This window comes from Pseudomonas graminis (genome assembly GCF_001705435.1).
In the GTDB taxonomy this organism is placed as follows: Bacteria; Pseudomonadota; Gammaproteobacteria; order Pseudomonadales; family Pseudomonadaceae; genus Aquipseudomonas; species Aquipseudomonas graminis_B.
On record NZ_MDEN01000059.1, the window covers coordinates 75,415 to 88,538 of the forward strand.

Annotated in this window: 12 protein-coding genes; 7 read left to right on the forward strand and 5 right to left on the reverse strand. The window is 61.2% G+C overall.

Translation table 11 applies throughout. The features are described from left to right. Positions 1-86 precede the first annotated feature (86 nt). On the forward strand, positions 87-1,592 hold the full coding sequence (betC, locus tag BBI10_RS08560) for a choline-sulfatase (RefSeq protein ID WP_065988008.1): 1,506 nt from the start codon (positions 87-89) through the stop codon (positions 1,590-1,592). A gap of 38 nt (positions 1,593-1,630) precedes the next feature. Next, on the forward strand, positions 1,631-2,557 hold the full coding sequence (gene choX, locus BBI10_RS08565) for a choline ABC transporter substrate-binding protein (RefSeq protein WP_065988013.1): 927 nt from the start codon (positions 1,631-1,633) through the stop codon (positions 2,555-2,557). Positions 2,558-2,803: 246 nt separating this feature from the next. On the opposite strand, the gene aroE is transcribed toward choX, so the two are convergent. Both aroE and hemF read right to left on the reverse strand, forming a co-directional pair. Continuing rightward, positions 2,804-3,634 (reverse strand): shikimate dehydrogenase, encoded by an 831-nt coding sequence (gene aroE, locus BBI10_RS08570; protein ID WP_065988015.1) that lies wholly within the window; start codon positions 3,632-3,634, stop codon positions 2,804-2,806. Further along, positions 3,634-4,554, reverse strand: a complete 921-nt coding sequence (hemF, locus tag BBI10_RS08575) for an oxygen-dependent coproporphyrinogen oxidase (protein ID WP_065988017.1) — start codon at positions 4,552-4,554, stop codon at positions 3,634-3,636. The genes aroE and hemF overlap by 1 nt, the downstream gene beginning before the upstream one ends. 225 nt (positions 4,555-4,779) lie before the next feature. On the opposite strand from hemF, the gene BBI10_RS08580 reads away from it, so the two are divergent. After that, the gene (locus BBI10_RS08580; protein WP_065988019.1) at positions 4,780-5,757 is read left to right on the forward strand and encodes an NADPH:quinone reductase; all 978 of its coding nucleotides are present in this window, start codon (positions 4,780-4,782) and stop codon (positions 5,755-5,757) included. 28 nt (positions 5,758-5,785) lie between these two features. On the opposite strand, the gene BBI10_RS08585 is transcribed toward BBI10_RS08580, so the two are convergent. The 3 genes from BBI10_RS08585 to BBI10_RS08595 form a co-directional block, all read right to left on the reverse strand. Next, complete coding sequence (locus BBI10_RS08585) at positions 5,786-6,343, reverse strand: L-threonylcarbamoyladenylate synthase (protein WP_065988020.1); 558 nt, start codon at positions 6,341-6,343, stop codon at positions 5,786-5,788. Positions 6,344-6,382: 39 nt separating this feature from the next. Then, a complete protein-coding gene (dprA, locus tag BBI10_RS08590) occupies positions 6,383-7,495 on the reverse strand; it encodes a DNA-processing protein DprA (protein WP_065988021.1) in 1,113 nt (370 codons plus the stop codon). Positions 7,496-7,619: 124 nt separating this feature from the next. Continuing rightward, positions 7,620-8,645 (reverse strand): LysM peptidoglycan-binding domain-containing protein, encoded by a 1,026-nt coding sequence (locus tag BBI10_RS08595; RefSeq protein ID WP_065988023.1) that lies wholly within the window; start codon positions 8,643-8,645, stop codon positions 7,620-7,622. A gap of 141 nt (positions 8,646-8,786) precedes the next feature. On the opposite strand from BBI10_RS08595, the gene def reads away from it, so the two are divergent. From def to trkA, 4 genes are all read left to right on the forward strand, one after another. Then, positions 8,787-9,293, forward strand: coding sequence for a peptide deformylase (def, locus tag BBI10_RS08600; RefSeq protein ID WP_065988024.1), 507 nt, complete (start codon positions 8,787-8,789; stop codon positions 9,291-9,293). 132 nt (positions 9,294-9,425) lie between these two features. Beyond that, entirely contained in the window at positions 9,426-10,385 is a 960-nt protein-coding gene (gene fmt, locus BBI10_RS08605; protein ID WP_065988026.1) for a methionyl-tRNA formyltransferase, read from the forward strand. Then, positions 10,382-11,701: a 16S rRNA (cytosine(967)-C(5))-methyltransferase RsmB gene (gene rsmB / locus BBI10_RS08610; RefSeq protein ID WP_065988027.1), complete on the forward strand. Its 1,320-nt coding sequence runs from the start codon at positions 10,382-10,384 to the stop codon at positions 11,699-11,701. Before fmt ends, rsmB begins: the two co-directional genes overlap by 4 nt. 47 nt (positions 11,702-11,748) lie before the next feature. Then, positions 11,749-13,122: a Trk system potassium transporter TrkA gene (gene trkA, locus BBI10_RS08615; protein ID WP_065988028.1), complete on the forward strand. Its 1,374-nt coding sequence runs from the start codon at positions 11,749-11,751 to the stop codon at positions 13,120-13,122. Positions 13,123-13,124 lie beyond the last annotated feature (2 nt).

The following is a 13,124-nucleotide window of genomic DNA, read 5'->3' on the forward strand; positions in this document are numbered from 1 at the left end:
TCATGGGCTTTACCGCAGACGGCATGGGCACCATCCTCGGTCGGAGCACTTTCGCATAAATAATGACTATGGGATGCCGCGAATACATGAAGCGCAAGAACATTCTTTTCATCATGGCCGATCAAATGGCCGCGCCCATGTTGCCGATGTACGCCTCTTCTCCCATCAAGATGCCCCACTTGAGTCGCCTCGCTGCTGAAGGCGTGGTGTTCGACGCCGCCTACTGCAACAGCCCGCTCTGCGCACCGTCACGCTTCACTCTGGTGAGCGGTCAGTTGCCGAGCAAGATCGGCGCCTATGACAATGCGGCTGATTTCCCCGCTGATGTGCCGACCTACGCCCACTACCTGCGGCGTCTTGGCTATCGCACCGCACTGTCCGGCAAGATGCATTTCTGCGGGCCTGATCAATTGCACGGCTACGAAGAACGCCTGACCAGCGACATCTATCCGGCCGACTACGGTTGGGCCGTGAACTGGGACGAACCGGACGCGCGCCCGACCTGGTACCACAACATGTCATCGGTGCTGCAAGCGGGACCTTGCGTACGCACCAATCAGCTCGATTTCGACGAAGAAGTGGTGTTCAAGGCTCAGCAGTATCTGTTCGACCATGTGCGCGAAGACGGCGATCAGCCGTTTTGCCTGACGGTGTCGATGACCCATCCCCACGATCCGTACACCATTCCCAAGCCTTACTGGAATCTGTACAGCGACGAAGAAATCCCGATGCCCCATGCGCCGTTGGCCCAGTCCGAACTGGACCCGCATTCCAAGCGCCTGCTGAAGGTCTATGACCTGTGGGACAAACCGCTGCCCGAGCAAAAGATTCGTGATGCGCGCCGCGCCTATTTCGGTGCCTGCAGCTACATTGATGACAACGTCGGCAAACTGATGAAAACCCTGGAGGAAACCGGCCTGGCCGACGACACCATCATCGTGTTCTCCGGCGACCATGGCGACATGCTGGGTGAGCGCGGGCTCTGGTACAAAATGCACTGGTTCGAGATGTCGGCGCGGGTGCCGCTGCTGGTCTACGCTCCGGGGCAGTTCAAGGCCGGCCGCGTGCAGGCTGCAGTGTCCACCGCCGACCTGTTGCCGACGTTTGTTGCGTTGGCGGATGGTCAGCTGGACGCCGGTTTGCCGCTCGATGGGCGCTCACTGCTGCCGCATCTGCAAGGCGAGGGTGGTCACGACGAGGTCTTCGGCGAGTACATGGCCGAGGGCACCAACAGTCCGCTGATGATGATTCGTCGCGGCGCGTACAAATTTATTTATTCGGAACGGGACCCCTGTCTGCTGTATGACGTGCGCAACGATCCGAAGGAGCAGGAAGAGCTGAGTCGATCCGAGGCTCATCGCGACCTGTTCGCTGCGTTCCTGGCCGAAGCAAAGGCCAAGTGGGACATTCCGGCGATACACCACCAGGTGCTCGCCAGCCAGCGTCGTCGGCGTTTCGTCGCCGAGTCGCTGGCCATCGGCAAGCTGAAGAGTTGGGATCACCAGCCGCTGGTCGACGCCAGTCAGCAGTACATGCGCAACCATATTGATCTGGACGATCTGGAGCGCAAGGCCCGTTATCCGCAACCTTGAACCCTGCCAACACTTAGAAAACCAAAAAGGGGCACACCATGAATAAGCTGTTCACCACGCTGGCGGTTGGGGTCTTGACTTTGAGCAGCGTCGTGGCCTATGCCGCCGACGCTAGCTGCAGCACCGTGCGGATGGCCGATCCAGGCTGGAGCGATATCGCCGCGACCAACGCCACTGCAGGCTTTTTGCTCGATGGCATGGGCTACAAAACCAAGATCGACACCCTCGCGGTGCCGATCGCCTATGGCGGCCTGAAGGATGGGCAACTCGACGTTTTCCTGGGCAACTGGATGCCGGCGCAGCAAGCTTTCTACGACAAGTTCATCGCCACGGGTGACGTGACGCAATACGCGAAAAATCTGGAAGGCACGGAGTTCACCCTCGCCGTCCCTGATTACGTGTATGACGCAGGCGTCCACAACTTCGCCGACCTCAACAGATTCGCCGACAAATTCCACAAGAAGATCTACGGCATCGGTTCGGGGGCTCCGGCCAACGCGTCGATTCAGGAAATCATCAAAAAGAACGAGTTCGAACTGGGGGACTGGAAGCTGGTGGAGTCCAGCGAGCAGGCGATGCTGGCCGAAGTGCAGCGCAACGTGAAGAAGGCGGAGTTCGTGGTGTTCCTCGGCTGGACGCCGCACCCGATGAACGTGCAGGTCAAAGGCATGCACTACCTCAAAGGCGGCGAGAAATACTTCGGCGATACCGGCAGCGTCTACACCGTGACCCGCAAAGGTTACGCCGACGCCTGCCCGAACGTGGCCAAGCTGCTTTCCAACCTGGTCTTCACCCAGGACATGGAAAACTCGATCATGCAAACCGTGGTGGATAAGAAGGTCAGCAACACCGAAGCGGTGAAAGCGTGGCTGAAAGCCAACCCGGCGGTGCTGGACAAATGGCTGAGCGGCGTGAAAACCGTTGACGACAAAGATGCGCTGCCAGCGGTGAAAGCCAAGTTGTAACGCTGGCGGCCAGCATAGAGTGAGCTCACTCTTATCAGGCATGACGACACCGCTGATGTTCTGCCGATAGATGAACTATGGGAGCGAGCTTGCTCGCGAAGAAGCCGGTGCATTCGCTGGATCTTCAGCGGCTGGAATGCCGTCTTCGTGAGCAAGCTCAAGGGGATTGCGTTTGCAGCGTGACAGTGCGGCGTCTGGACGACCAGGCATCCACCACAAAATAAGTATCAGCCTGGAGCGTGTGCGTTATCCGTTCTGCGCCATCAGCCGTCGCAGTTCCGCCAGCACTGGCGCCGATTCCGGTCGCACGCCGCGCCACAGGTAAAACGCCTCGGCAGCCTGCTCGACCAACATCCCCAACCCATCCACTGCCTGCCCGGCGCTGTGTTCAGAGGCCCAGCGGCAGAATGCGGTTGGCTCCTTGGCGTACATCATGTCGTAGCAGAATGTCACGCCCGGCTGAATCAGACTGGGCGAAATCGGCGGTACTTCCCCCGAAAGGCTGGCCGACGTGGCATTGATGATGATGTCCACCGGTTCCTCCAGCCAGTCGTAGCCTGCGGGCAGCACCGGACCGACGTCGGCGAATTCCTGAGCCAGCTGTTCAGCCTTTTCCACGGTGCGGTTGGCGACCACCAGCACGTAGGGATCTTCCGCCAGCAAGGGCTCAAGTGCGCCACGCACTGCACCGCCAGCCCCTAGCACGAGAATGCGTTTGTCCTTGAGCGTGACGCCATGACTGACCTTCAGGTCCCGAACCAGGCCTGCTCCGTCCGTGTTGTCGCCGAGCAGGCTGCCATCCGCTTGAACGGCGAGGGTATTGACCGCGCCGGCACGACGGCCGCGCTCGGTCAACTGATCGGCCATCCGGTACGCTTCTTCCTTGAAGGGCACGGTGACGTTGGCGCCACGGCCTGTCTCGAAAAACGCCCTGGCGAAGGCGGTGAAGCCGTCCAGCGGCGCGAGTGAGGTCTGGTAGTCGAGCGCCTGACCGGTCTGCTCGGCGAACAGGCGATGGATCAGCGGGGATTTGCTGTGGCCAATGGGATTGCCGAAGACAACGTACTGGTCAGTCATCACTGGGCCGCCTCAGCCAGCCAGTCGCGATCCTGCAGAAAATATTCCGTCAGGCGTGCTTCCTCACTGCCCGGCTCGGCTTTCCAGTCATAGCCCCAGCGCACTTGCGGCGGCAGCGACATGAGGATCGATTCAGTGCGGCCACCCGATTGCAGCCCAAACAAGGTGCCGCGGTCGTACACCAGATTGAATTCCACGTAACGCCCACGGCGGAACTCCTGAAACTCACGCTGCTGCGGCGTGGACGGCGTGTCCTTGCGGCGCTGAACGATGGGCAGATACGCCTCGACGAACGCATCTCCGATGGCACGGATGAACGCGAAGCTGGTGTCGAAATCCCACTCGTTCAAGTCGTCGAAAAACAGTCCGCCGACGCCGCGCGGCTCATTGCGGTGCTTGATATGGAAGTAGCGATCGCACCACGCCTTGTAGCGGGGATAGACGTCAGCCCCGAACGGCGCGCAGGCCTGTTCGGCGACGCGGTGCCAATGAACGCAGTCTTCCTCGACACCGTAGTAAGGCGTCAGGTCAAAGCCGCCGCCGAACCACCACACCGGTTCTTCGCCTTCTTTCTCTGCGATGAAGAACCGCACATTGGCGTGGGCAGTCGGCACATGGGGGTTGTGTGGGTGCATCACCAGCGACACACCGAGCGCTTCAAAGCCACGCCCTGCCAGTTCCGGTCGATGTGCGCTGGCCGACGGTGGGAGGCCGGCGCCGAAGACATGGGAAAAGTTAACGCCGCCTTTTTCGAGGATGTGGCCGTTCTCGATCACCCGGGTTCTTCCGCCCCCGCCCGCAGGCCGTTCCCAGGCGTCTTCGACGAAACGGGCGCTGCCATCTTCGGTTTCCAGGGCGGCGCAAATGCGGTCTTGAAGATCGAGCAAGTAGGCTTTGACGGCATCGGTGCGAAAGGACATGGCGGTACCTGCATAAACTGAAACGTGCGTCGGGAGCGGGATTGGATCGGCCTTGGCGTTAATGACACGCCTCGCTGAGCAAATCCCGTCGGCGAAATTCGGCCCGTAGCATATCACCGGCTTGGCGGATGCCGCAGTTGACGAAGCGACGACGAAGGAGTCCGATAGAGCCCTTTCGCATCGACAGTCATCCCCTGCAAGTCCGATCCATGACGGAGAAAGCAAATGGCAAAACGTATCCAGTTCAAGGCTTATGGCGGTCCCGAAGTGCTTGAGTACGTGGACTTCGAACCCCCGGCACCGGGTCCGAAAGACGTGCTCGTGCGTAACAAGGCGATTGGCGTTAACTTCATCGAGACCTACTTTCGCAGCGGCCTGTACCCGGCACCTTCGTTCCCGTCGGGGTTGGGCAACGAAGGCGCGGGTCTGATTGAAGCGGTCGGCAGTGAAGTCACCCACGTCAAAGTTGGCGACCGGGTGGTGTACGGCACAGGTCCGTTGGGTGCATACGGGGACGTTCACCTGACGCCGGCCGCGAACATTGCCAAGCTGCCTGACGGTATCAGCTTCGAGCAGGGCGCCGCCGTCATGCTCAAAGGCCTGACCGTGCAGTACCTGTTTCGCCAGACTTACGAGATCCGTCCTGAAGAAACCATCCTGTTCCATGCCGCTGCCGGCGGCGTGGGATCGATTGCCTGCCAGTGGGCCAACGCCTTGGGCGTCAAGCTCATCGGCACGGTCAGCTCGGCAAAAAAGGCCGCGCACGCCAAGGCGCACGGCGCCTGGGAAGTGATCGATTACAGCAAGGAAGACGTCGTCCAGCGTGTACTGGAGTTGACCGATGGCAAGAAGGTCCCGGTGGTCTATGACGGCGTGGGCAAAGACACGTGGGAAACCTCTTTGAATTGCCTGGAATTGCGCGGCCTGCTGGTCAGCTTCGGCAATGCGTCAGGCGCAGTGACCGGCGTGAACCTGGGGGTTCTCGCTCAGAAAGGCTCGCTCTACGTCACGCGCCCGACATTGGGCTCCTACGCGAACACCCCGGAAGCCTTGCAGGCAATGGCGGATGAAGTGTTCGAAATGGTCGCCACCGGCAAGGTGAAGGTCGACGACATCCAGAAGTTTGCCCTCAAGGATGCCGCGAAGGCCCACACCGAACTCTCCGGTCGCAGAACGGTGGGGTCGATCATTCTGGTGCCTTGATCACACCCGGCCAGACGGTGGAAGGGCATTACCCCGCCCTTACCACCTCAGCCGTGACCAGATCCCGTATCACACTCGGATTGCGGCGCCCGCCGAGACTTCCCCCCAGAACCAAGTCCAACTGCTCGTGGAAATACTGCTCGACCCGCAGCCGCGAGCGGGCGGCAGGGCGGCCGGTGGGGTTTGCGGAAGTCGACACCAGCGGGCCGGTCAAGGCGCACAGCTCCCGGACGATGGGGTGATCGCTGACGCGAAGGGCGACGGTGTCGTGCTTTCCGGTGATCCAGTCCGGCAACAGGCCTTGATGGGGCACCAGCCAGGTGTTCGGCCCCGGCCAGGTGCTGGCCATGCGATCGATCCACAGCTCGGGGAAGTCCTCGAAAAGGAAATCAAACTGACGGATGTTGTCTGCGATCAGGATCAAGCCCTTATCAACCGGCCGCGCCTTGATTGCCAGCAGGCGATACACCGCCTCCGCATCCCAAGGGTCACAGCCCAACCCCCACACCGCTTCGGTTGGATAGGCAATCACCGCCCCGGCCCGAATTTCTCGTGCGGCTTGCTGCACTCGCCAACTGCTGACCATCGTCCGTTCTCCCAAATTACGCAGGCGGGCAGTTTAACCTCAGCGTGCCCGGGCAAACCATCGCCCGGCTTCGCAAGCCACGCTGCTGTCGAGTTCCAGCTCGGTCAGCGCCGCCAGGACTTTGGGCAAAGGCCAACCGCTGTTGTGGGCCAGCGCCTCGCCGGTTTGCGGCGCTGCGTGCAATAGGGCGAGCAGCGGATGGAGCGGCGTCGACGGCTTATCAACGACCTCATGGCTCGGCGCAATGTTTTTCCAGCCCTGCAGCGCTTCAAGAATGTGGTCGATGGTTTCCACCAGCACCGCCCCTTCACGGATCAACTGGTGACACCCCCTGGCACCCGGATGATGGATCGAGCCGGGAATGGCGTAGACCTCACGGCCCTGCTCGGCGGCAAGACGTGCCGTGATCAGCGATCCGCTGGCGACGCTGGCCTCGACCACCAGCACACCCAGGGACAAACCGCTGATGATTCGATTGCGCCGGGGAAAGTTGCTGGCGTGGGGACCTGCGTCCAGTGGCAGCTCGGAAATCACCGCGCCGCCGTCGGCCACCATGCGCGCTGCAAGCTGGCGATGCCGCTGTGGATAAAGTTTTTCGATGCCCGTGCCCAGCACGCCGATTGTCCCGCCTTTTACGTCCAGCGCACCTTGATGCGCGGCGCCGTCGATACCCAGCGCCAACCCGCTGGTGATGACAAAACCGGCACCTGCCAGGCTCCGCGCGAACGCTGCAGCGGTGTCGAGTCCGGGCTTGGACGCGCGTCGACTGCCCACCATTCCCAGCTGCGGACGATCAAGCAAAGCGCGGTTTCCGGCGATGAAAAGCAGGGGCGGCGGATCAGGGATTTCTGCCAGCAACGCGGGGTAATCAGGGTCGTCCCACATCAGCAAATGCTGGCCCGGACGCTCTAACCAGGCCAGTGCCGCGCTGGCGCCGTCGCGTACTTCGGGGCTGCGACGGGCCTCGGCACTGGCCGCCGGCAGACGTAAAGATCGCCACGCTGAAGCCGGCGCACTCAATGCCGCGCCGGCGCTGCCGAACGCATCGATGAGGGTGTGGAAACGTTTTGGACCGACTTCCGGCAGCCGATGCAAACGCAAGCGTGCTTCCAGCTCGGCCGGCGACTGACCGGCCTTTTCGAACAACGGCATGTGATCTTCCTTGATCCGTGGTCCACCCTATTCAGTGAACCAAGCTGTGGATAAGTCTGTTAACAACAATTTGATAAGTGAAGCATGCCGGTGGAGAAAAGTGAGTTACAGCTGATACATAGCATTACGGATTGCGGACTTTGTCCTGCACCGCCAGAGATCGAGTTGCGTGCAGCACCATGCCGTAGCTCAGTCGCTCGTACGTGCGAAAGACCATCAGCAGTCCTGAACGCTCGTCGGGAATTTTGACTTGATCACCGTTGACCCGGTCGCGCACCGTCTCACCGGTCTTGTAGATCGCCAACACGTTGCCTTCGGCCAAGCCATCGAGCCGGCCACGGTCGATGGTCACCACGTCGAACTCGCCGATCTGGGTCACGCCCCGAGGCACGTCGATGATGTTGCCGTCGACTGCCTGCTGGGGTTCGCTGGGGACAAAAGTCGAATTGATTCGGCGCTCTTCGCTGACAAAGAGGCGGTCGCCAAGGCGCACTTCCTGGGTCGAACGCTGCATTTGCAACGTCGCCACATCACCTTCCGTGGCGATGACTTCGCCGCTGCCGATGTCATCGGCATTGATGCCCAGCACCACGCCGGTGACCGGATCGACGTAGGTCTTGCCCTTGCGATAGATGCCGTACGCCACATGGCTCGGCTCGAACTGTCCGCGCGCATAGATGCGGTCACCCGCGCCACTGAGCACCCGCTCGCCAGGACCGGCCACGACATGGGGCGCGGTTTCGAACTGGCTGGCGTTATCGATGATTCGGTTGTTCAGCAGAAAGGCATTGATTGCGCCCAGCGGTATGGTCGGAATCGCCTCGGCAATCGGCGTACTGCGCACGCGCGGGGACAATTTGATGGTGCCCCGGGACGCGCCGCGATTGACCACGATGCGTGGCTGACCATCGACGTAAATCAGATTGAGCGTATCGCCGGGGTAGATCAGATCAGGGTCGTGAACCTGTGGATTGGCGCGCCAGAGCTGCGGCCACTTCCAGGGCTGATTGAGAAATTTTCCGGAAATGTCCCAAAGTGTGTCACCGGCGACGACGGTGTAACTCTGTGGATGGCCATCCCTGAGCTGTACTTGCGCCTGGACAAGGCCGGTCGCGGCCAACAGCAGCAGGGCGAGTAGTGATTTCCTCATGCGGTGAATCCCTTTATCATGTTGGCTTCGCGTGAAACGCTGAGTCTTGCGAGACTTCCCGTTTTACTAGGGCTGCAGCTTGTGACGTCCCAAGCCTAGCAGCCGATTTTGACTTTACCCTACAGTGCATCCCTTACGCATATGGCCATTCTAAACATCCTCGAATTTCCCGATTCGCGCCTGCGCACCATCGCCAAGCCGGTGGCTGAAGTGGACGACGGCATTCGCCAGTTGGTCGACGACATGTTTGAAACCATGTACGAAGCCCCCGGCATCGGTCTGGCCGCGTCGCAGGTTAACGTACACAAGCGCGTGGTGGTGATGGATCTCTCCGAAGATCGCAGCGAGCCGCGGGTGTTCATCAACCCCGAGATCGAGCCGCTGACCGACGAGATGGACCAGTACCAGGAAGGCTGTCTGTCTGTTCCAGGTTTCTACGAGAACGTGGATCGCCCGCAACGGGTCAAGGTCAAGGCGCTGGACCGTGATGGCCAGCCCTATGAATTCATCGCCGAGGGCCTGCTCGCCGTGTGCATCCAGCACGAATGCGACCACCTGAACGGCAAGCTCTTCGTTGATTACCTGTCCAATCTCAAGCGCGACCGGATCAAGAAAAAGCTGGAAAAACTCCACAAGCAAAACGCCTGATCCCGCCATCCTCCTTTCTACCGTAGGAGCCCGAGTGCCCGCGATAGCGACCTGTCCTCCGCCGCATTTGTCGGCCGACACCACGCCATCGCGGGCAAGTGCGTTTCTACAGCCTTACTTCAAGAGAAGCCCATGACTGAGCCACTGCGCATCGTGTTCGCCGGCACCCCGGAATTCGCCGCCGAGCATTTGAAAGCCCTGCTCGACAGTCCCCATGACGTCATTGCGGTGTACACCCAGCCAGATCGCCCGGCCGGTCGTGGTCAGAAGCTGATGCCCAGCCCGGTCAAGCAGCTTGCCCTCCAGCACAATATTCCTGTCATGCAGCCGCCTACCTTGCGCGCACCCGAAGCCCAGGCCGAGCTGGCTGGGTTAAAGGCGGACCTGCTGGTCGTAGTCGCCTATGGCTTGATCCTGCCGCAGACCGTGCTGGATATCCCGCGTCTGGGCTGCATCAACAGTCACGCCTCGTTGCTGCCACGCTGGCGCGGTGCTGCGCCGATTCAGCGCGCGGTGCAGGCGGGCGATGCCGAAAGCGGCGTGACGGTCATGCGCATGGAAGCGGGCCTGGACACCGGCCCGATGCTGCTCAAGGTGACGACCCCGATCACAGGCGACGACACCGGCGGTACGCTGCACGATCGACTTGCCGAGCTCGGCCCACCTGCAGTGATTCAAGCCATTGCAGGGCTGGCGGACGGCACGCTGGTTGGCGAAGTGCAGAACGACAGCCTCGCCACTTACGCGCACAAACTGAACAAAGACGAAGCACGCATCGACTGGACCCGCCCGGCCGTTGAGCTGGAGCGACTGGTACGCGCCTTCAACCCATGGCCGATCTGCCACACCACGCTCAAGGGCGAATCACTGAAAGTGCTGGCCGCGCAGATCGCCGACGGGGAGGGCACGCCCGGCAGCATCATCGACGCAAGCAAAGACGGCCTGCTGGTCGCGTGCGGTGAAGGCGCGCTGCGTCTGACCCGTCTGCAACTACCGGGCGGCAAACCTATGGGCTTCGCTGACCTGTTCAACAGCCGTCGCGAGAAGTTCGCCGTTGGCACCGTCCTCGGCCAAGCGGTGGATGCGCAATGAACCCGCGTCTGGCCGCGGCCAAGGCACTGGCTGCCGTACTGAGCGGCAAGGCATCTCTGAACAGCTCTCTGCCCACGCAACTGGACAAGGTTGAAGACCGCGACCGCGGGCTGACCCAGGACCTGGCATTTGGCACCGCGCGCTGGGAGCCAAGGCTGTCCGCGCTGGCGGCCAAGCTGCTGCAGAAACCATTTAAAACCGCTGATAACGACGTGCAGGCCTTATTGCTGGTGGGTCTGTATCAGCTGTTCTATTCGCGAATTCCTGCCCACGCCGCTATCGGCGAAACCGTGGGCTGCGCTGACAAGCTAAAAAAACCGTGGGCAAAAGCGTTGCTCAACGCTGTGCTGCGTCGTGCTCAACGGGAAGGCGAGGCATTGCTGACGGAGCTGGAACACGATCCGGTGGTGCGTACCGCTCATCCACGCTGGCTGCAAAAAGCGTTGAAAGCCGCGTGGCCTGAGCATTGGGAAGCGATTTGTGCGGCGAACAACGCCCACCCGCCGATGATTTTGCGGGTCAACCGCCGGCATAAAACCCGTGAGCAGTACCTTCAGCTGTTGCTGGACGCAGGCATCGGCGCAACGTCCAGCACGTTCAGCCAGGACGGCATCGTGCTCACCGAACCGGGCGATGTTCGCTCACTGCCGGGTTTCGCCGAGGGCTGGATCAGCGTTCAGGATGAGGCAGCGCAACTGGCCGCCGACTTGCTGGAGCTGGCGCCGGGTCAACGTGTGCTGGACGCCTGTTGCGCGCCGGGTGGCAAAACTTGCCATCTGCTGGAAGTACAACCGGGCCTGGCGGGCGTGGTCGCAGTGGATCTTGAAGCCAAGCGCATGGTGCGGGTCAAAGAGAACCTTGATCGCCTGGGCCTGAGTGCCGAACTCATCGCCGCCGATGCCCGCGCCACCGACCTATGGTGGGACGGCAAACCGTTCCAGCGCATTCTGCTCGACGCGCCGTGCTCGGCAACCGGCGTGATTCGTCGCCACCCCGACATCAAGCTGACCCGTCAGGCGGATGACATTCCCCCCCTCGCAACGCTGCAAGGCGAATTGCTCGACGCGCTGTGGCCGACGCTGCAGGTTGGCGGGATCTTGCTGTACGCCACATGCTCGACGCTGCCCACTGAAAATACCGAAGTCATCGCTGCATTCCTGGCGCGTACGTCGGGTGCTCGGGAGCTGGACATTGCCGGTCAGCAAGGCAAGCCACCGCCCGGTCTGAAACAGCCCCACGGCCGTCAGCTGCTGGCGCAGGAAGGCGGGCATGACGGGTTTTACTACGCCAAACTGATCAAGATTGCGGCGGCGTGAAGACGATTGCCCGGTATGACGGAATCATCATTTCAAGGAGAGACTGATTGAAGATCATCATTCTCGGCGCAGGGCAGGTCGGCGGTACGCTGGCTGAGCACTTGGCGAGCGAAGCCAACGACATCACCGTCGTGGACGCCGATCAGGATCGTCTGCGAGCGTTGGGTGATCGTCTCGATATCCGTACCGTCCATGGTCGCGGCTCGTTCCCGACCGTACTGCGTCAGGCCGGCGCCGATGACGCCGACATGCTGGTGGCCGTGACCAGCAGCGACGAGACCAACATGGTCGCCTGCCAAGTCGCCTACACGCTGTTTCAGACCCCGACCAAGATTGCCCGTGTTCGCGAGTCGGCGTACCTGACCCGCTCAGGCCTGTTCGCCAACGGCGCCATTCCCGTGGACGTGCTGATCAGCCCTGAGCAAGTGGTGACCCATTACATCAAACGGCTCATCGAATACCCCAGTGCCCTGCAAGTCATCGACTTCGCCGGCGGCAAGGTGCAGATGGTGGCGGTCAAGGCGTACTACGGCGGGCCTCTGGTGGGCCAGCAGCTGCGTCAACTGCGCACGCACATGCCGAATGTGGAGACTCGCGTTGCGGCTATTTTCCGTCGCGACCGCCCGATCATTCCCCAGGGCGATACGGTTATCGAGGCTGACGACGAGGTCTTTTTCATCGCTGCCAAGGCGGATATTCGCGCCGTCATGGGCGAGATGCGTCGCCTGGATGTGAGCTACAAGCGCATCGTGATTGCCGGCGGCGGTCAGATTGGCGAGCGGCTGGCGGAAGCCATCGAGAACCGCTACCAAGTCAAGATCATCGAGATGAACCCCGCCCGATGCCGTCACCTCTCAGACACGCTGAACAACACGGTCATCCTGCAAGGCAGCTCTTCGGATCGCGACCTGCTCGTGGAAGAGAACATCGATAACGCCGACCTGTTTCTGGCGCTGACCAACGACGACGAGGCAAACATCATGTCGTCGTTGCTGGCCAAACGTCTCGGTGCGAAGAAGGTGATGACGATCATCAACAACCCGGCGTATGTCGATCTGGTGCAAGGGGGAGAGATTGATGTCGCCGTCAGCCCTCAGCTCGCCACCATCGGTACGTTGCTGGCCCACGTACGGCGCGGCGATATCGTCAGCGTGCATTCATTGCGTCGGGGCGCGGCGGAAGCCATCGAGATCGTCGCCCATGGCGATGCCAAATCCAGCAAGGTGATTGGCAAAGCCATCATGCACATCAACTTGCCGCCCGGCACGACCATCGGCGCCATCACACGCGCCGACCAAGTGATCATCGCCCATGACAGCACCGTGATCGAATCGGGCGACCACGTGGTCATGTTCCTTGTGGATAAAAAGTACATCCGCGACGTGGAGCGGCTGTTTCAGGTGGGCTTGAGCTTTTTCTAGAG

Coding starts and splice junctions, on each gene's coding strand:
- choX (WP_065988013.1), top strand. CDS start 1,631: ATGAATAAGCTGTTCACCACGCTGGCGGTTGGGGTCTTGACTTTGAGC.
- fmt (WP_065988026.1), top strand. CDS start 9,426: ATGACTGAGCCACTGCGCATCGTGTTCGCCGGCACCCCGGAATTCGCC.
- BBI10_RS08585 (WP_065988020.1), bottom strand. CDS start 6,343: ATGGTCAGCAGTTGGCGAGTGCAGCAAGCCGCACGAGAAATTCGGGCC.
- BBI10_RS08595 (WP_065988023.1), bottom strand. CDS start 8,645: ATGAGGAAATCACTACTCGCCCTGCTGCTGTTGGCCGCGACCGGCCTT.
- def (WP_065988024.1), top strand. CDS start 8,787: ATGGCCATTCTAAACATCCTCGAATTTCCCGATTCGCGCCTGCGCACC.
- BBI10_RS08580 (WP_065988019.1), top strand. CDS start 4,780: ATGGCAAAACGTATCCAGTTCAAGGCTTATGGCGGTCCCGAAGTGCTT.
- aroE (WP_065988015.1), bottom strand. CDS start 3,634: ATGACTGACCAGTACGTTGTCTTCGGCAATCCCATTGGCCACAGCAAA.
- betC (WP_065988008.1), top strand. CDS start 87: ATGAAGCGCAAGAACATTCTTTTCATCATGGCCGATCAAATGGCCGCG.
- rsmB (WP_065988027.1), top strand. CDS start 10,382: ATGAACCCGCGTCTGGCCGCGGCCAAGGCACTGGCTGCCGTACTGAGC.
- dprA (WP_065988021.1), bottom strand. CDS start 7,495: ATGCCGTTGTTCGAAAAGGCCGGTCAGTCGCCGGCCGAGCTGGAAGCA.
- hemF (WP_065988017.1), bottom strand. CDS start 4,554: ATGTCCTTTCGCACCGATGCCGTCAAAGCCTACTTGCTCGATCTTCAA.